Source organism: Duganella sp. 3397, assembly GCF_031456625.1.
Taxonomy (GTDB): Bacteria; Pseudomonadota; Gammaproteobacteria; order Burkholderiales; family Burkholderiaceae_D; genus Rugamonas; species Rugamonas phyllosphaerae.
In genome coordinates, this window is record NZ_JAVDVB010000005.1 from 640,305 (window position 1) to 656,652 (window position 16,348).

Consider the following 16,348-nt stretch of genomic DNA (forward strand, 5'->3'; position numbering starts at 1 on the left):
ATGGCTACAATCTCGCGCCGCGCTTATTCGGAGATGTTCGGTCCCACCACTGGTGACCGTATCCGCCTGGCCGACACCGAACTGTTTATCGAAATCGAAAGAGACTACGCCATCTACGGCGAAGAAGTGAAATTTGGCGGCGGCAAGGTGATCCGCGACGGCATGGGCCAGTCGCAGCGCTGCCGCACCGACCCGCTGGTGATGGATACCGTGATCACCAATGCTGTCATCGTCGACCACTGGGGCATCGTCAAGGCCGACATCGGCCTGCGCGACGGCATGATCGCCGCCATCGGCAAGGCCGGCAACCCTGACATCCAGCCCGGCGTGGACATGATCATCGCGGCCGCCACCGAGATCATCGCCGGCGAAGGCAAGATCGTCACCGCCGGCGGCGTCGACACCCACATCCACTTCATCTGCCCGCAGCAGATCGAAGAAGCCCTGATGAGCGGCGTGACCACCATGATCGGCGGCGGCACCGGGCCCTCGGCCGGCACCTCGGCCACCACCTGCACGCCGGGACCGTGGCATTTGCACTCGATGCTGCAGGCGGCCGACGCCTTCCCGATGAACCTCGGTTTTCTCGGCAAGGGCAATGTAAGCCTCCCCGCGCCACTGGAAGAGCAGGTACGCGCCGGCGCCATCGGATTGAAACTGCACGAGGACTGGGGCAGCACCCCGGCCGCCATCGACAACTGCCTGACGGTAGCCGACGAGATGGACGTGCAGGTGGCGATTCACAGCGACACACTCAACGAAGGCGGCTACCTGGCCGACACCATCGCCGCCTTCAAGGACCGCACCATCCACACCTTCCACACCGAAGGGGCGGGCGGCGGCCACGCGCCCGACATCATCGCGGCCGTGGGCGAATCGAACGTGCTGCCATCTTCCACCAATCCCACCCGGCCGTTTACCGTCAACACGCTCGACGAACACCTCGACATGCTGATGGTGTGCCACCACCTCGACCCGGCCATCGTGGAAGACGTGGCCTTTGCCGAATCGCGCATCCGCCGCGAGACCATCGCCGCCGAAGACATCCTGCACGACATCGGCGCCATCTCGATGATGTCGTCCGACTCGCAGGCCATGGGCCGGGTGGGCGAAGTGGTGCTGCGCACCTGGCAGACCGCGCACAAGATGAAAGTGCAGCGCGGCTCGCTGCCGCAGGACTCGTCCGACAACGACAACTTCCGCGTCAAGCGCTACGTCGCCAAGTACACGATCAACCCGGCCATCACCCACGGTATCGCGCATGCAGTGGGCTCGGTCGAAGTGGGCAAGATCGCCGACCTGGTGCTGTGGAAGCCGGCGTTCTTCGGCGTCAAGCCATCGACCATCATCAAGGGCGGCATGATCGCCGCCGCGCCGATGGGCGACCCGAACGCCTCGATTCCGACGCCGCAGCCGGTGCACTACCGGATGATGTTCGGCGCCTTTGGCGGCGGCCTGAAAAAGTCGTTTACGTTTGTCTCGCAGTCGGCGTTCGACGACGGCATCGGCGAACGGCTCAAGCTCAATAAAACGCTGATCGTGGCGAAGAATATGCGCGCGCTGCGCAAGTCCGACATGATCCACAACGACCTGGCGCCAAAAATGGACGTCAACCCCGAAACCTACGAAGTGCGCGCCAATGGCGAACTGCTGGTCTGCGAAGCGGCCAGCGTGCTGCCGATGGCGCAGCGTTACTTCCTGTTCTAATCCTGTTCCAAGTAAGCGATATGTTCACTTTCCATACCAAAATTTCAGCGGCCGAAGCCGGCCCCATTGCAGCCCGGCTGGTGCTGCCGTACGAACTGCGCGAAAAATGCCGGCTGCGCGCCACGCTCGACAACGGTGAGGACGTGGCCGTGTTCACCTCGCGCGGCACCGTGCTGCGCGACGGCGACCTGCTCACCGGCGAAGACCGACGCGTGATCGCGGTGGTGGCGGCCTTTGAGCCGACCTACAAGGTCACCTGTGTGGATGCCCACACGCTGTTGCGCTGTGCTTTCCACCTCGGTAACCGCCACACCCAGGCCCAGGTGGGCGACGGCTTCCTGCGCATCCGGGCGGATGCAGTGCTGAAGGAGATGCTGGCGGGGCTGGGCGCGGCGGTGGTCGAAGAGATGGCTGCGTTCGAGCCGGAGTCGGGCGCCTATGGTGGCGGCCATGGACATCACCACGACAACCATCCGCTGGCGCCGATACCGGTGCGTCAAAAAATCCATCGCCCTGGTGACGCCAATTGACAGCCCCAAATCCGTCGTCCTGCATCAAAGGGAATCCAATTGACATGCGGACCGCAGATCCGTCATCCTCGCGAACGCGGGGATCCATGCTGAGCCGGAATGCACGCGGTCTATGGGTCCCCGCTTGCGCGAGGACGACGGATCTGAAGGCGGCCAAATAATGCAAGCGTCAGCACTGCTCAACCTCCTGCAATTCGCCAGCCCCGCGTTACCGATCGGCGCCTACAGCTACTCGCAAGGCCTCGAAGCGGTGCTGGAAAACGGCACGGTCCACAACGCCCCCACCGCGCGTGCCTGGATTTTGCGGCACCTGCACGAAGTGGTGGCGCAGTGGGAGGCGCCGATTGCCTGGCGCCTGATGCAGGCATGGACCAACCGCGACTGGCAGGGCGTGGACGACTGGAGCGAGCGTTTCATCGCCTCGCGCGACAGCGCGGAGTTTCGCGCCGAAACCATCCAGATGGGCTACTCGCTCACCAAGCTGCTGGCCGAACTCGATATCCTCGACGCCGAAGCGAAAGCCCGCCTGCAGCGCGAGCCCGAAGTGGCGCTGCCAACGGCATTCGCCTGCGCGGTGGCGGCGCTGAAGATTCCGCACGACGCGGCGCTCCTGGCCATGCTGTTCGCGTGGGCCGAAAACCAGGTACTGGTGTGCGTCAAATCGGTGCCGCTGGGGCAGGTGGCGGGGCAGCGCATGCTGCTGTCCTTGCGGGACGATATCGAGACGGCTGCCCGCTACGCGCAAACCGTGCAGGATGACGCCATGTGCAACTGGGCGCCCGGCCTGTCGCTGCTGTCGATGCAGCACGAGGTCCAATACAGCCGGCTTTACCGATCATAAATTTTAAAAACGAGATAAACGATATGAGTCAAATCACCTCCAATCCCCTGCGCGTCGGCATCGGCGGCCCGGTCGGTTCCGGCAAAACGGCGCTGTGCGAAATGCTGTGCAAGGGCATGCGCGATCATTACGACATGGCAGTCATCACCAATGACATCTACACCAAGGAAGACATGGAGATCCTGCTGCGCGCCGACGCGCTGCCGGCCGAGCGCCTGATGGGCGTGGAGACGGGCGGCTGCCCTCATACTGCAATCCGCGAGGATGCCTCGATCAACCTGGAAGCGATCGCCCGCATGCAGGCCGATTTTCCCAACCTGGACCTGATCCTGGTGGAGTCGGGCGGCGACAACCTGGCCGCCACCTTCAGCCCCGAACTGTCCGATCTGACCATTTACGTGATCGACGTGGCCGGCGGCGAAAAAATCCCGCGCAAGGGCGGCCCCGGCATCACCCGCTCCGACCTCCTGATCATCAACAAGACCGACCTGGCGCCGCACGTGGGCGCGGACCTGGACGTGATGGCGCGCGACGCCAGGCAACAGCGCGGCAGCCGGCCGTTCATCTTCACCAATTTGCGCAGCGGCGACGGCGTGACCGCCGTGATCGACTTTATCCGTGAACAGGGCCTGCTCGGCCAGACACCACACTTTGCCCAGGAGATCCAATGAAACGCACCGTCAAGATACTCGTTCCAGCGTTGACGCTGGCGCTGGCAAGCACCGCCGCCGTCGCCCATCCACAGGCAGGCGCGCACGCGCACGGCTTCCTCGATGGCTTTACGCATCCGTTTTCCGGCATCGACCACTTGCTGGCGATGCTGGCGGTCGGCGTGTGGAGCGCGCGCCAGTCGCCCGGGCAGTGGCTGCCGCCGACATTTGTCGGCATGGCGATGGCCGGTATGCTGGCTGGTGCGCTGGGCATGGCGCTGCCGGGCCTGGAACTGGGCATCGCGCTGACGGTGGCGGCGCTGGGGGCGCTGATCGCCCTTGCCGCGCGCTTGCCGGCTGCGGTGGGCGTGGCGATGGTGGGCGCGTTCGCTTTCCTGCACGGCAATGCGCACGGGCTGGAACTGCCGACTGTGCCGGCGGCATTTGGTTTGCTGGCAGCGAGCGCGCTGCTGGTCTACGGCGGGCGCCTGCTGGGTCGCGCGGGCCCGGCGCTGGCGGTGAAGTTTTCCGGCGCGGGAATTGCCGCCACCGGCATGGTGCTCGCTGCAGCAATCTAACCCGCAATACCAACCGGGGTCGGACCCCGTACGGGGTCCGACCCTAATGCCGTTAAGTTAAGCTCAGCGTACCCGTCGTACCCGCGAAGGCGGGTACCCAGGTTCTACGAAATTCGTCGAAATGCACGCCAAATTGGGTCCCCGCCTGCGCGGGGACGACGTTTCGATGCTAAAAAAATTAAAACTTCAGCTTAACTTAACGGCATTAGGGTCCGACCCCATGGGTCTCAGGGGTAAATAGCGCCCGTACGGGGTCCGACCCCATGGGTCTCACGGGTAAACAGCGCCCTGTGGGTCCGACCCCAAGCGGTACGGCATGCGTTGTGGCGAAAGAGGCCTTGGGGGGTCAGTTACGTGGCTCCGCGCGCCGCTCGCCGAGGATGATCGGCGCCGCATTCTCCGGGTGCAGCCCCTGGTGGCCTTCCAGCACCGCGCGGATCGTTGCCATGTCGGCCTCCTGGTCGCCGGTCAGGTACACGTGATCGACCAGGCTCAGCGTCTTGGTCGGATAGTCCATGAACACCAGCACCAGCGGCACCTTCGCTTCCCTGGCCAGGTGGTAAAAGCCGCTCTTCCAGTTGGGCCGGTACGCGCGCGTGCCTTCGGGCGTGATCCCTACCCAGTAATAGTCGGCGGCGTTCATGCGCTCGGCCTGGGCCTTGATGGTGCCTTGCGGCGCGCCGCGCTGGACCGGCTCGCCACCGAGCCAGCGGAACCACGGTCCCAGCGGCGACTTGAACAGCGAGTCCTTGGCCAGAAAACGGAACGGCTGGTCCATCGCCCACTTGCCCAGCAGGCCGATCGGGAAATCCCAGTTCGACGTGTGCGGATAAATCACGCAAATGCCACGCGGGCCCGGCAGGGGGCGGAACAGTACCTTCCAGCCGAACAGGTTCAGTACGCGCAGCGCCAGGCGCTGACGCAACCTTGGCAGCGCCGCTGCCTGTAGTTCGAATTCGCTCATGTCATGCACCCTGTATTGGTTTATTTATACTCTTGACATGGCGACATCTTCCTCGTCAAAAAACTCGGCGCATTCTATATTGGCCCCGGATGGGGGGCAAGTTATTCATCCTTTTGAGGCAGGTGTTGGCGTGCAGTTACGGTAAGCTGTCAGGTTCCAAAATGCCAACAATAAGGAAAATCATGTCGCACATCGTACGTTCGTCCCGCTTCCGGTCCCGGTCCCTGCTGGCTGCCGCGGTCGCCGCCGTGTTTGCCGGCGCCATGGCGCCAGCCCAGGCTGCAGCACCGTTCGCCAAGTTCCAGGCGCCAGGTTTCTATCGCACCACGCTCGGCGACTTCGAAGTGACCGTGCTCAACGACGGCACGCTCGACCTGCCGGTGAGCAAGCTGCTCAAGCAGCCGGAAGCGAAAACCAAGGCGGCGCTCGATAAATCGTTCCTGAAAGAGCCGCTGCAAACCTCGGTCAATGCCTTCCTGATCAACACCGGCAGCAAGCTGGTATTGATCGACACCGGCGCCGCCGGCCTGTTCGGCCCCACCGCCGGCCAGCTCGCAGCCAGCCTCAAGGCCTCCGGCTATACGCCGGACCAGGTCGATGAAATCTATATCACCCACATGCACAGCGACCACGTCGGCGGCCTGGCCAGCAAGGACCAGCGCGTATTTCCGAACGCCATCGTGCGGGCCGGCAAGCAGGATGCCGATTACTACCTGAACCAGGCCAACCTGGACCAGGCCAAGCCCGACGACAAGTCAGCCTTCGAGGGGCCGATGGTGTCGCTCACACCGTACGTCAAAGCCGGAAAATTCCAGCCGATTACCGCCAATGGCGAGCTGGTGCCCGGCATCCGGTCGCAATTCAACGGCGGCCATACGCTGGGGCATATCAGTTACGTGGTGGAGAGCAAGGGACAGAAGCTGGTGTTGCTGGGCGACCTGCTGCACGTACAGTCGGTACAGTTCGACGATCCGAACGTCGGCATCGTCTTCGATACCGACAGCAAGGTGGCGATCAAGGAGCGCAACGCGGCGTTTGCGGCAGCGGCCAAGGGCGGCTACCTGGTCGGCGCGGCGCACCTGTCGTTCCCGGCACTGGGCCACGTGCGCGCCAGCGGCAAGGCTTACCAGTTCGTGCCGGTCAGCTACACGCAGCCACGCTAAACCCGCACGGCGCAATGCTTTGGGGTCGGACCCCGTACGGGGTCCGACCCCATGGGTCTCGGGGGTAAACAGCGCCCGTACGGGGTCCGACCCCATGGGTCTCGGGGGGGTAAACAGCGCCCGTATGGGGGCCGACCCCATGGGTTTCGGGGGGGAACAGCGCCCGTACGGGGCCGCCCCCTTCACTGGGATGCGCGTTTAAGCGGCCAAAGCGGGGTAGTCGGTATACCCTTCGGCCGACGGGCCATAGAACGTTTCGGCATTCCACTTGTTCAGTGGCGCATCGATTTCCAGGCGGCGTGGCAGGTCCGGGTTGGCGATGAAGTCCTTGCCGAAGGCCACCGCGTCGGCCGTGCCTTTGTCGAGCAACTGCTGGGCGCCGGCCTTGTCCAGGCTTTCGTTGGCGATGTACACGCCGCCGAATTCCTTCTTCAACAGCGGGCCCAGGCTGTCTTCGCCCACGGCTTCGCGCGCGCAGATGAAAGCGATCTTGCGCTTGGCCAGCTCGCGCGCCACGTAGCCGAAGGTGGCTGCCGGGTCGGAGTCGCCCATGTCGTGCGCGTCGCGGCGTGGCGCCAGGTGCATGCCCACGCGGTCGGCGCCCCAGACGGCGATGCAGGCATCGGTCACTTCCAGCATCAGGCGCGCGCGGTTTTCAATCGGGCCGCCGTAGTTGTCGGTGCGCTGGTTGGTTTTGTCTTGCAGGAACTGGTCGAGCAGGTAGCCGTTGGCGCCGTGGATTTCCACACCGTCGAAGCCGGCCTTCTTGGCGTTTTCCGCGCCCAGTTTGTAGGCGGCCACCACGCCGGCCAGCTCTTCCGTGTCCAGCGCGCGCGGCACCGGGTAAGGGCGCATCGGGCGCAGCAGGCTGACGTGGCCTTCGGCCGCGATCGCGCTTGGCGCCACCGGCGCGTCGCCGTTCAACAGGCTCGGGTCGGAAATGCGGCCCACGTGCCACAGCTGGGCGAAGATCACGCCGCCGGCCGCGTGCACGGCGGCAGTTACCTGTTTCCAGCCTTCCACCTGCTCGTCGGACCACAGGCCCGGCGTATCGGCATAGCCGACGCCTTGCGGGGTGACCGAGGTGGCTTCCGAGAGTATCAGGCCGGCGCTGGAGCGTTGCACGTAGTACTCGGCCATCAGGGCGTTCGGCACGCGGTTGCCGCCAACGGCGCGGGCGCGGGTGAGCGGGGCCATGACGATGCGGTTTTTCAGGGTCAGGTCGCCAATGGTGATCGGGTCGAAGAGGGTAGGCATGTGTTTCCTTTATAAGGTCATTTGGTCGATGAAAGCCCGGATCGTGGCTTCATCACGTTGAAAATAATTCCACTGGCCCACGCGGTGCGACGTGATCAGTCCCGCCTTGAGCAAGATCGCCAGGTGGGCCGACACGGTAGACTGCGACAGCCCCACGCGCTGGTCGATCTGGCCCGCGCACACGCCATTGCTGAACGGATGCGACTGGGTTGGAAAGAACTGCTCGGGGTCCTTCAGCCACGCCAGGATCTGGCGCCGCGTGGGATTGGCCAGGGCTTTGTGGATCGCGTCGATATCCATATCGTCTTTTTACGATGTCAATATCGTGATCTTACGATATAAATGGAAAACGTGCTGGCGACTGCAGCAACCGTGCGGCCGCCAGGATAGCGAGGGGTTTATTGCTGGGCGATCACGCCCTGGTTGCCGCCGCCGGTCTGGACCAGGCTGGCATCGAGGCGCTGGCCGTTCTGGCGGATGGTGGCAATATTGTTCAGGTCGGCTCCTGTAGCGCCGTTCTGGCGCACCGCTGCCGTATTGAAATTGCCGCTCTGGGTGATGCTGAAGTCGCTGCTGCGGCCCAGTTGCTCGGTCTTGGCCCCATTGCGGTTGCCGGTCTGGATCAGGTCGCCCCGGCTCGCCTCGGCAGACGTGCGGATGGTGGCAAGATTGTCGGCGCCGTTCTGGGTGATGTTGTAGAGCGTGAACCTGGCATCCTGGCTCGAGGCATTCACCTGGTTGTGTTCGCCAAACTGGGCAATGTCGTGCAGGGTGTAGCCGGAGTCGGCTTGCTCGATCGTGATCTGGTGGGCTGCGCCGTCCTGGCTGGTGTAGGAGTTGGAGTAGCCGTTGCGCCGGTTGAAGACGTTGAGGGTATTGTCGTCGCCGGTCTGATCGGCGGTAAAGCCGTTGGTGAAGGTGTTGGCGGCATCGCCGTCGATCCGGTTGTTACTGCCTGCCTGGTTGATCCACGTCGACGTTTCACCCGCCGCATCCTGGCGTACCGCCGTGACGTTGGCGGCGCCTGACTGTGCCAGCATGATGATGGTGCGCTGGTCACTGCGCTGGCTTGCGGTGGCCTGGTTGGCGTCGCCGGTCTGGCGTATTTCCATGCGCAGATCGGACGCTTCGTATTGCCACACCCCGCCGCTCCGGCTGTCCGGATTGCCCACCAGGTTGTTATTGCCGTTCTGGATCACCGTGACATACACGCCGTCGCCGTTATCGGTCTGGGCGATGTAGGCGCGGTTGCCGACGCCGTTCTGGCTGGCGCTGGCGTTGTTGACATCCTGGGCGGCGCACAGCTGGCACAGCGTGGCCAGCAGCGCTGCACTACAGGCCGAGAGAGGTGGTTTCATGATAACTCCTGGGGTGGGGGGAAATCAGCGCTGGACGATGTTGCCACGGTTGCCGTTGCCGGCCTGGGTCAGGTTGAAGCGGTGGTCGGCGCCGTGCTGCCCGGTGGTGGCGACATTGCGATCGCCGACCTGGGTGATGAAGCCGTCACTGACTACGGCGGCGCTGGTCAGCGTGACCAGGTTGTCGGCGCCCACCTGGCTGACCAGTGCGCTCGTGCTGAACGAGGCTTCATGGCTGCTGGCGACCTGGTTGCGTTCGCCTAGCTGGGCGATGTCGACATAGGCGTAAAACGCGTTGGCGGCGTAGTCCCGGACCAGGTTGGACGCGCCGTTCTGGTCGATGTAAGGGCCGCCGTATCCGCTGTAGCGGTCCACGACCGCGATCCGGTTATCGGCACCGCTCTGGACGGCATCGAAGCCGTGCGCACCCGAGCCGATACTGTCGCCGTCCACCCGGTTGCGCTCACCGCGTTGGGCCACGCGGGTAACGGAATAGCCTGCGCTGTCCTGGCGCACGGTGCTGAGATTGTCGTTACCACCCTGCTCGAGGTAGAACAGCGCGCGCCAGCCGCCGAGCTGGCTGAGCGCAGCCTGGTTGGCTTTGCCGGTCTGGCGCACCTCGGCCACTTGCACGTCCGAGTCGGTTTGCAAGATGCCGCCGGTTTGGATGACCGGATCGCCAACGAGGTTGTTGGCGCCATTCTGGACGATCAATGCCGAGACCTCCGCCCCGGCATTGATCTGGGCGATATGGGCGCGGTTGCCGGCGCCGGCCTGCGTGGCAATGGCCTGGGGCCCCTCCTGCGCCAGCGCTGGCGGAGCGATCAGAACAGTGCAGGCTGCAACAACAGTGGCAACAGCGGCGGTGGCAAGCGCACTGGCCGACGGCGCGCAGCGCTCGGCGGGTGGATGGTTTTTCATATGGTCTCCGATGGTGGGATCAGTGTTGCAGAATGAAGCCCTGGTTGCCGGTGCCGGACTGGCTGGCGCTGGCAGTGGCGCCGTTGCCCAGTTGCGTCACGCTCATGCTGTTGAACTGGCCGGTGTTGGAGATGCTGGCGCGGTTGTCGGCGCCTTGCTGGGTGATCGACATGCCGTCGGTCATGTACGCATCGGTCTGGGTGATCTCGGCCAGATTGCGCAGGCCGGTCTGGCTGATACCGATGCCGGAGTAATAGTCGAGGTATTGTTCCACCCTGGCGCGGTTGCCGTTTCCTTCCTGCGTGACCACCGGCCCGGCGAAGCCGCCGGCACGCTCGACAATGACAATGTCGTTATCCGTTCCGGTCTGGCTGGTCTGGATCAGGAACGGGAACACGCTGTCCTGCAGCAGTTGGGCCGAGTTGCGCTGGCCGGTCTGGCGGGCGACTATGCCTGACAATAGCGTGTCCTTCTGGCGCGCGACGGCAACGTTGTCGTTGCCGCGCTGGGTAATCTCCGCCGAGGTAATGTAGGCCGCTTCCTGGCCGAGGTTGGCCACATTGCGGCTGCCGGTTTGGGCAATGCGGGCTTCGACGCTGTCCGAATCGATCTGGGTGATGCCCGCCAGGTTGCCGGCGCCGGCCTGGGTGATATTGGCGCTGATTTCCTGCGCCGTGGCGGCGGGAACCAGCAGCGACCATTGCAGCACGATCGCAGCAATGGCGGCTTTGAGCAGGGCGTTCATGTCGTACTCCTTCAAAGACAGGGTGAACAGGGAACCCCTCGTGGGGGCTCCCTGCGGCGTAACGCTAACGATCAACGTTGTACGATGGTTGCGCGGTTGTTGTTGCCGGTCTGGGCGAGGGCGGCATTGCCGTTGTTACCCAACTGCATGATCATGGCCACGTTCGGTTGTGCGGCGGTCATTGCGGTGCCGGCCTGGGTAATGGTAGCGGTGTTCAGGTTGCCGAGTTGGCGGATCTCCGATTCGTTGAAGTTCTGGGTCTTGTTGACGGTCGCCAGGTTGTTGTTGCCGGTCTGGGTGACGATCGAGTTGTTGCGCATGCCGCTGTTGCTGACGGTGGCGCGGTTGTCCATGCCGGTCTGACGCACCGTCATGTTCTGGGTCTCACGGGCGTTGTTCTGCACCATGTTGGCTTCGTTGCGCATGCCATTCTGGTAAATGGAAGGGTTCGAAGCGTAGTCGAGCACTTGCTGGACATTGGCCACGTTGGCCGTGCCTTGCTGCTCGACCACCGGCGAGGTGTTGGTGGCGCGCTCCTGCCGCACCGACAGCTCGTTGTCCGTGCCCACCTGGCGCGTGTTCACGGTGCCGGTCGCCACCTCGAACTGCGCGAACTCCGCGAAGTTGCTGGTACCGTCCTGGCGCGCGCTGATGTTGGCGGTGGTCACCGCTTCCTGGCGGGCCACCACCTGGTTGTTGTTGCCCAGCTGGGTAAAGGCCGCCGTGCTGTTCTGCACGTCGTCCTGCGCCACGGCGGCCTGGTTGGCGTTGCCGTTCTGGCTGATGGTGGCGGTGACGTTCTGCGAATTGCTTTGCATGATGCCTGCTGCGCCACCGGGCGTGCCCACGGTATTGTTATTGCCGGTCTGGGTGACGGTTGCGATGGCGTTCTGGGCGCTGGCCATTTGCTCGATGTTGGCCAGGTTGTTGGCGCCGTTCTGGCTCAGCGTGGCGCGGTTGCTTTGCGCGGTGGCAGGTTGCAGCACGCACATCAGGCTTAGGGCGGCGGCAACGGCGCCGGAAATGATGGTGGTTCTCATGACAGTCTCCTCTGGTTGGTTGGGTACTACGGGGTGAAACGCTGTGGTTCTGTAATGGGTGCAGGGGCAGGGGCAGTCGCAGCAGGCGGGGCATGGGCGGCCAGGTGCTCGCCGGCGTAGCGCTGCACCACCGGGTTCGACCACTGGGCCGGGTCGGCCAGCGCCCAGTTCTGCTCGCGCACGCCCTGCACGATCAGGTGGCCCAGCGCGGCGGCGATCGCTTCGCTCACGCACAGCTGCGCCGGTTCGTTGCGGGTCATGCCCGCTTCCACTTCCACCAGGTCCTTCACGCTGACGAACTTGAAAAGGCTCGGGTGCAGCTCGTACGAATAAATGGTCTTGGTGGTGGAAACGCTTTGCAGGATCTGGCCGCCGCGGATATCGACCGTGCGCAGGTTGACGGTGACCTGGTCCACCCGGTACTGCGACGACATGCCGATGCCGAGAAAGCGCGCGCCCGCGCCGCCGGTGCGCACATTGCTTTCGTAGGCGACGATACCGCCTTCGATCAGCACCGAAGCAGCGAGCAGCGGCGGCATTTGCACCGGCGGCGTGTCGGCCGGTTGCGGCATTTCCAGGGCGCGCACGATCTTGCGTTCGGTGAGCAGGTTCTGCAGGTTCTCGCGCTCCACCGGCACGAACCAGCCCGAGTCCTTCAGCGCCTTGACCAGCAGCGACGAAGCGCCCTGCGTGACGGCGGTGGAAAACGAGCTGTCCGGCGACGGCTTGTACTGGCCGGTCTGGTCGCGGATGCCGTACACGGCCACGGCAATCTTGCCCTTCGGTGGCGGCAGTTGCAGCAGGTCGCGGCTGGCGGCGGTGAGCGTGGTCAGTTGCGCCACCGATCCGGCCTCGTCGCGCGGCGTTGACGGCGGGTGCGAGACGGCGCAGCCGGCGCCGGCCAGCGCCACGGCCAGCAGCACGATAACTGCGCGCGGCTTCATTGCGACACCTCGAACGAGGTGGACGTGCCGGTGGTTTTATCGACGGTGGTGATGCGCAACATGCCGCCGCCCAGGTCGGTGACGGTGATGGTGAAGTTCGACGTCTGGAAGGTGCCGGGCAGCAGCTTGCCATCGGGGCCGGTGAGCTTGGACGTGGCGGCCGACGCCAGCTGCGAGAGCACCGTGCGTTCGAGTGTCTGGTTGAACTGCGCCAGCGGCGACTGGTCGAGCAGCGACGAGTAGCCCAGCCCCCCCTTGTCCACGTGCTTGTTGGTGGCGGTGGCCAGCGCCAGCAGGTGCTGGCCGTTGGCCGGATAGCCGCCGAAGGACGGGTTCACGGCCTGGTACACCAGCTCGGTGGCGTGGGTGTTGCAGTGAAGGGCGCCGGCAAGCAGTATCAGCATGCCAGTGCGAAATGTACAGGTGCGCATCGGAGTCTCCTTGTTGTGAGGTCAGAATTCATCGGGCGCCAGGTCGGCGTCGTGGAACAGCTTGCGTTCGGCGTCGGTACGCTGCACGGTGGCCCACACGTGCTGCACGGCATTGGCGGCCAGCTCGGGCAAGGCCGCGCGCGCCGGCGGCAGGCGCAGTTGCAGCACGGTGCGCTGCGCGTAGTCGATCCACACCTCGCTGCCGAAGCGCGCCGACGGCCGTTCGCGGATCGCCAGCGTGACCTGGTCGCTGCCGTCCTGGTCGCGCCACGCCGCCAGAAAATGCTGGGAAAAATCGTGGCCGGAGGTGGTGATCGTCTGCACCGTGACCACGCCGGTCGCGCGCGGCGGCTCGGGGGCGGCAGCGAATGCGCGCATCGAAAACAGCGCTGTTGCCGCAATAAACATGACGCGTAAAAACATGTGATCCTCGCTGCCGTTGGGGCCGTAATGGCCGGGTGGTCAGTCGAGTATAGAAGTCGCGTTCGCCTCAAATTTGACGACGATCACGCGCGGGGACGATATGATTTTGTGGGGGAAAGGAAGTGGAAAAACGTGCTTGAGCCCGTGAAATCAATTAGTGTAGAGGTATCGAAAACGGCTCGGGGAGCATCTCATGTCCAACCATTATCTCGACGTTGCCATCGGCTTGTCGTTCACGTTTCTGGCGGTCAGCCTGCTGTGCAGCGCCACCCGCGAAGCGATCGCTTCGCTGTTTCAGACCCGTGCCAAGGTGCTGCTCGACGGCGTGCTGACGATGTTGCACGAATCGGCCGCCAAGCCGCGCCTGCGCGGCGTGGGCCCGTCGATCGCGCGCCTGCTGCGGCGTGACGACTGTTTCGGGCTCGACCGCCTCGGCGATGCCTCGCTGGCGGCCGACGTCATGCGCCATCCGCTGATCGTCGGCATGGCGCAGCGCGGTCGCATGCCGTCCTATATCCCGGCGCCGATTTTTGCGCGCGCGTTCGTGTCCACGCTGATCGCCCGCTATGGCAAGGCCCACACCGCGCAACTGCTGCTGGCCAGCACCGGCAACGACGGCCTGGCGCGCACCCTGCTGGCGATCATGGGCGAAGGGCCTAACGACGCGGCCGCGCTGGAAAACGCCGTGCGCATCTGGTACGAGACGGTGATGGAACGCATCACCGGCTGGTACAAGCGGCGCTCGCAACTGGTGCTGTTCTGCGTGGGTTTGTTTTACGCGGGCGCGATGAATATCGACGCGCTGGTGCTGAGCCAGCGCCTGTGGCAGGACGACAGCGTGGCGGCCGAACTGGCCAAAACCAGCGCCGAGACCATCGCCGCCGGCCGCGTGAAAGCAGACCCAGCCGCCACCCCGGCACAGGCGCTGGGCCAGGCCGTCGCGGCGCAAAAGGCGATCGACAAGGTGGCTGGTTTGCCGGTCGGCTGGCCGTCGTCGCGCTTCGAGAATTCAAGCGGGCAGGGCGCAGCGGCGTGGATGCTGGCGCTGGGGTTTGCGCTGCTGGGCTGGATAGCGACCGCGTTTGCCTCGTCGCTGGGGGCGCCGTTCTGGTTCGACGGCGTAGGCTGGCTGCTGGCACTGCGCGGCACCGGCGTCAAGCCGCCGGTGGAGTCGGTGCCGGCGACGGCGGTGACGGTGTTGCCGAGTTTGACGACAGCGGTGCGCGAAAACTAGCGCCGCCCCGATTTTCAGTCGCCGCTGCGACGCAGCGGTGTCTGGCGTGGCAGGCGCACGGTAAAAGTCACGCCGGCATCCTCGTGCGAGCTGACCGAAATTTCACCATCGTGCGCACTGACGATCTCTTTGACCACGTAGAGTCCCAAGCCCAGGTTTTGCATGCGCGCCCCCACCCGTTCGCTGGCCGGGCGGATGGCGAAGCGCTTGATCGGATCGAACAGGGTGCGTAATTTGGTCTGGGAGAAAATTTCGGCCTGGTTGTTGACTTCATACACAACCTCGCCGGCAAGTCCCATGATCGATACGCTGATCGGGCTATCGGGGGTACTGTGTTGAATGGCATTGGAAATCAGGTTGGAAAATGCCTGGGCCATGCGTTGTCCATCCCATGTCCCGACCAGGTCACCGCCTGCGCTCAGTTCGAATTTGCGGTCGGGATTGAAGGTTTTGGCTTCATCGATCGTGTGCTGGCAGATTTCCAGCAAATTGACCGTGCGCGGATCGATCGGGATGCCTTCCCCCAGGTGCGTGGTCGAGAAGTCCAGCAGGTCGCGCACGATGGCGTCCATGCGTTTGGAACTGTTGAGGATGCGCAGTCCCACCTTCAATGCCTTCGATGGCAGTGTCTGGTCCATCAGCAGCACCTGCGCGCCCATGCTGACCGCGCCGAGCGGTGTGCGCACGTCGTGCCCGAGGATTGCCAAAAACAGGTTTTGCGCTTCCCGCAGCATTTTTGCGTAGCGCGCCATCGACTCGGTCTGCGCCTGGTCGATTGCCTCGTTAAAGCGGATCATGTCCTCGATGTCGCCAGGCGATGTGATTTGCTTGTGCTGCGCCCACAGACGTAAGACGCTGGAGCGCAGCGCCCTGAATTCCGCCATGACATGTTCGCCGGAGAATCCTGCCGCAACCCGTTCTTCGGCGTGCAGCTGGGCGGCTGTATCGCCCGCGAGAGCGACCGCCAGGCCTTTGGACTTGGCAATGCCCTGGTGCTCCGACTGCGGCGTATCGAGGTCTTTTGCAATCACCCGCAACACTGCGCTTGCATGGTCGCGCAGTTCGACCCTGGTGGCGTCTTCCAGTGGCGCCAGCGATGCGGCAAACTCTTCCCATTCCTTGAGGATGGGTTCCATCTTTTCCAGAATGAAGGCAGACAGTTTCATGGCTTGCCTCCGGCTGCCTGGGTGGTTGTCGCTGGCGTTACCAGCTTGCCGACCTGCTCCATCAGGGCCTCTGCCAGGAACGGCTTATTGATGAAGCCATCGTAGCTGTCCCCGTGCGCCACGGTCCTGCGCAGGGAGCCGCTCATGAGCAGGATAGGCAGGTCAATGCGGCTGTGATCGGCCCGCACCAGCGCGCTGAGTTCCAGGCCGGAGCGGCCAGGCAGCACGCAGTCGGAGATCAACAGGTCGGGCTTGCGCTCGGCTATTTTGAGCAAGGCCTCTTCGGCGCTATGAGCTATCTCCACCTGGTGGTGATATGTTTCCAGCACCATGGAACAGGTTTCCGCCAGGTCCACGTCGTCTTCGACCACTAAAATCATCATGCCATTCTCCGGT

At 64.1% G+C, this 16,348-nt stretch carries 19 protein-coding genes; 7 read left to right on the forward strand and 12 right to left on the reverse strand.

Features of this window, described 5'->3' with window-relative positions; genetic code table 11:
* The 5 genes from ureC to J2X54_RS19220 all read left to right on the forward strand — a co-directional run bounded on the left by ureC (position 1) and on the right by J2X54_RS19220 (position 4,306).
* Positions 1-1,707: an urease subunit alpha gene (gene ureC, locus J2X54_RS19200; RefSeq protein WP_310182680.1), complete on the forward strand. Its 1,707-nt coding sequence runs from the start codon at positions 1-3 to the stop codon at positions 1,705-1,707.
* Positions 1,708-1,727: 20 nt separating this feature from the next.
* Positions 1,728-2,237: an urease accessory protein UreE gene (gene ureE / locus J2X54_RS19205; RefSeq protein WP_310182681.1), complete on the forward strand. Its 510-nt coding sequence runs from the start codon at positions 1,728-1,730 to the stop codon at positions 2,235-2,237.
* A gap of 160 nt (positions 2,238-2,397) precedes the next feature.
* Positions 2,398-3,078 carry an urease accessory protein UreF gene (locus J2X54_RS19210; RefSeq protein WP_310182682.1) on the forward strand — a complete coding sequence of 227 codons (681 nt, stop codon included), beginning with the start codon at positions 2,398-2,400 and terminating at the stop codon, positions 3,076-3,078.
* A gap of 23 nt (positions 3,079-3,101) precedes the next feature.
* A complete protein-coding gene (ureG, locus tag J2X54_RS19215; protein ID WP_070246547.1) occupies positions 3,102-3,749 on the forward strand; it encodes an urease accessory protein UreG in 648 nt (215 codons plus the stop codon).
* Positions 3,746-4,306, forward strand: a complete 561-nt coding sequence (locus J2X54_RS19220) for a HupE/UreJ family protein (RefSeq protein WP_310182683.1) — start codon at positions 3,746-3,748, stop codon at positions 4,304-4,306. The genes ureG and J2X54_RS19220 overlap by 4 nt, the downstream gene beginning before the upstream one ends.
* Positions 4,307-4,652: 346 nt before the next feature.
* On the opposite strand, the gene J2X54_RS19225 is transcribed toward J2X54_RS19220, so the two are convergent.
* Entirely contained in the window at positions 4,653-5,270 is a 618-nt protein-coding gene (locus J2X54_RS19225; protein ID WP_310182684.1) for a 1-acyl-sn-glycerol-3-phosphate acyltransferase, read from the reverse strand.
* A 182-nt stretch (positions 5,271-5,452) separates the two neighbouring features.
* Here J2X54_RS19225 and J2X54_RS19230 point away from each other — a divergent pair, with 182 nt between their 5' ends.
* A complete protein-coding gene (locus J2X54_RS19230) occupies positions 5,453-6,433 on the forward strand; it encodes an MBL fold metallo-hydrolase (protein WP_310182685.1) in 981 nt (326 codons plus the stop codon).
* A 198-nt stretch (positions 6,434-6,631) separates the two neighbouring features.
* Here J2X54_RS19230 and J2X54_RS19235 read toward each other — a convergent pair whose 3' ends face one another.
* The 9 genes from J2X54_RS19235 to J2X54_RS19275 all read right to left on the reverse strand — a co-directional run bounded on the left by J2X54_RS19235 (position 6,632) and on the right by J2X54_RS19275 (position 13,552).
* Complete coding sequence (locus tag J2X54_RS19235) at positions 6,632-7,690, reverse strand: alkene reductase (protein ID WP_310182686.1); 1,059 nt, start codon at positions 7,688-7,690, stop codon at positions 6,632-6,634.
* A 9-nt stretch (positions 7,691-7,699) separates the two neighbouring features.
* A complete protein-coding gene (locus J2X54_RS19240; RefSeq protein WP_070246420.1) occupies positions 7,700-7,990 on the reverse strand; it encodes a helix-turn-helix transcriptional regulator in 291 nt (96 codons plus the stop codon).
* Between the two features lie 98 nt (positions 7,991-8,088).
* Positions 8,089-9,048: a hypothetical protein gene (locus J2X54_RS19245; protein ID WP_310182687.1), complete on the reverse strand. Its 960-nt coding sequence runs from the start codon at positions 9,046-9,048 to the stop codon at positions 8,089-8,091.
* Between the two features lie 24 nt (positions 9,049-9,072).
* Complete coding sequence (locus J2X54_RS19250) at positions 9,073-9,969, reverse strand: hypothetical protein (RefSeq protein WP_310182689.1); 897 nt, start codon at positions 9,967-9,969, stop codon at positions 9,073-9,075.
* A 19-nt stretch (positions 9,970-9,988) separates the two neighbouring features.
* A complete protein-coding gene (locus J2X54_RS19255) occupies positions 9,989-10,714 on the reverse strand; it encodes a hypothetical protein (RefSeq protein ID WP_310182691.1) in 726 nt (241 codons plus the stop codon).
* Between the two features lie 71 nt (positions 10,715-10,785).
* Entirely contained in the window at positions 10,786-11,754 is a 969-nt protein-coding gene (locus J2X54_RS19260) for a hypothetical protein (protein WP_310182692.1), read from the reverse strand.
* A gap of 26 nt (positions 11,755-11,780) precedes the next feature.
* Positions 11,781-12,698, reverse strand: a complete 918-nt coding sequence (locus J2X54_RS19265) for a CsgG/HfaB family protein (protein ID WP_310182694.1) — start codon at positions 12,696-12,698, stop codon at positions 11,781-11,783.
* Positions 12,695-13,129, reverse strand: a complete 435-nt coding sequence (locus J2X54_RS19270) for a curli assembly protein CsgF (protein ID WP_229255224.1) — start codon at positions 13,127-13,129, stop codon at positions 12,695-12,697. The genes J2X54_RS19265 and J2X54_RS19270 overlap by 4 nt, the downstream gene beginning before the upstream one ends.
* 21 nt (positions 13,130-13,150) lie before the next feature.
* Complete coding sequence (locus tag J2X54_RS19275) at positions 13,151-13,552, reverse strand: CsgE family curli-type amyloid fiber assembly protein (protein WP_310182695.1); 402 nt, start codon at positions 13,550-13,552, stop codon at positions 13,151-13,153.
* Positions 13,553-13,745: 193 nt separating this feature from the next.
* Here J2X54_RS19275 and J2X54_RS19280 point away from each other — a divergent pair, with 193 nt between their 5' ends.
* Positions 13,746-14,786: a hypothetical protein gene (locus J2X54_RS19280; protein WP_310182696.1), complete on the forward strand. Its 1,041-nt coding sequence runs from the start codon at positions 13,746-13,748 to the stop codon at positions 14,784-14,786.
* A gap of 14 nt (positions 14,787-14,800) precedes the next feature.
* Here J2X54_RS19280 and J2X54_RS19285 read toward each other — a convergent pair whose 3' ends face one another.
* Positions 14,801-15,952, reverse strand: coding sequence for a HAMP domain-containing sensor histidine kinase (locus tag J2X54_RS19285; protein WP_310182697.1), 1,152 nt, complete (start codon positions 15,950-15,952; stop codon positions 14,801-14,803).
* Entirely contained in the window at positions 15,949-16,335 is a 387-nt protein-coding gene (locus J2X54_RS19290; RefSeq protein ID WP_310182698.1) for a response regulator, read from the reverse strand. The genes J2X54_RS19285 and J2X54_RS19290 overlap by 4 nt, the downstream gene beginning before the upstream one ends.
* Between the last annotated feature and the right edge of the window lie 13 nt (positions 16,336-16,348).

Coding starts and splice junctions, on each gene's coding strand:
- ureC (WP_310182680.1), top strand. CDS start 1: ATGGCTACAATCTCGCGCCGCGCTTATTCGGAGATGTTCGGTCCCACC.
- ureE (WP_310182681.1), top strand. CDS start 1,728: ATGTTCACTTTCCATACCAAAATTTCAGCGGCCGAAGCCGGCCCCATT.
- J2X54_RS19210 (WP_310182682.1), top strand. CDS start 2,398: ATGCAAGCGTCAGCACTGCTCAACCTCCTGCAATTCGCCAGCCCCGCG.
- ureG (WP_070246547.1), top strand. CDS start 3,102: ATGAGTCAAATCACCTCCAATCCCCTGCGCGTCGGCATCGGCGGCCCG.
- J2X54_RS19220 (WP_310182683.1), top strand. CDS start 3,746: ATGAAACGCACCGTCAAGATACTCGTTCCAGCGTTGACGCTGGCGCTG.
- J2X54_RS19225 (WP_310182684.1), bottom strand. CDS start 5,270: ATGAGCGAATTCGAACTACAGGCAGCGGCGCTGCCAAGGTTGCGTCAG.
- J2X54_RS19230 (WP_310182685.1), top strand. CDS start 5,453: ATGTCGCACATCGTACGTTCGTCCCGCTTCCGGTCCCGGTCCCTGCTG.
- J2X54_RS19235 (WP_310182686.1), bottom strand. CDS start 7,690: ATGCCTACCCTCTTCGACCCGATCACCATTGGCGACCTGACCCTGAAA.
- J2X54_RS19240 (WP_070246420.1), bottom strand. CDS start 7,990: ATGGATATCGACGCGATCCACAAAGCCCTGGCCAATCCCACGCGGCGC.
- J2X54_RS19245 (WP_310182687.1), bottom strand. CDS start 9,048: ATGAAACCACCTCTCTCGGCCTGTAGTGCAGCGCTGCTGGCCACGCTG.
- J2X54_RS19250 (WP_310182689.1), bottom strand. CDS start 9,969: ATGAAAAACCATCCACCCGCCGAGCGCTGCGCGCCGTCGGCCAGTGCG.
- J2X54_RS19255 (WP_310182691.1), bottom strand. CDS start 10,714: ATGAACGCCCTGCTCAAAGCCGCCATTGCTGCGATCGTGCTGCAATGG.
- J2X54_RS19260 (WP_310182692.1), bottom strand. CDS start 11,754: ATGAGAACCACCATCATTTCCGGCGCCGTTGCCGCCGCCCTAAGCCTG.
- J2X54_RS19265 (WP_310182694.1), bottom strand. CDS start 12,698: ATGAAGCCGCGCGCAGTTATCGTGCTGCTGGCCGTGGCGCTGGCCGGC.
- J2X54_RS19270 (WP_229255224.1), bottom strand. CDS start 13,129: ATGCGCACCTGTACATTTCGCACTGGCATGCTGATACTGCTTGCCGGC.
- J2X54_RS19275 (WP_310182695.1), bottom strand. CDS start 13,552: ATGTTTTTACGCGTCATGTTTATTGCGGCAACAGCGCTGTTTTCGATG.
- J2X54_RS19280 (WP_310182696.1), top strand. CDS start 13,746: ATGTCCAACCATTATCTCGACGTTGCCATCGGCTTGTCGTTCACGTTT.
- J2X54_RS19285 (WP_310182697.1), bottom strand. CDS start 15,952: ATGAAACTGTCTGCCTTCATTCTGGAAAAGATGGAACCCATCCTCAAG.
- J2X54_RS19290 (WP_310182698.1), bottom strand. CDS start 16,335: ATGATGATTTTAGTGGTCGAAGACGACGTGGACCTGGCGGAAACCTGT.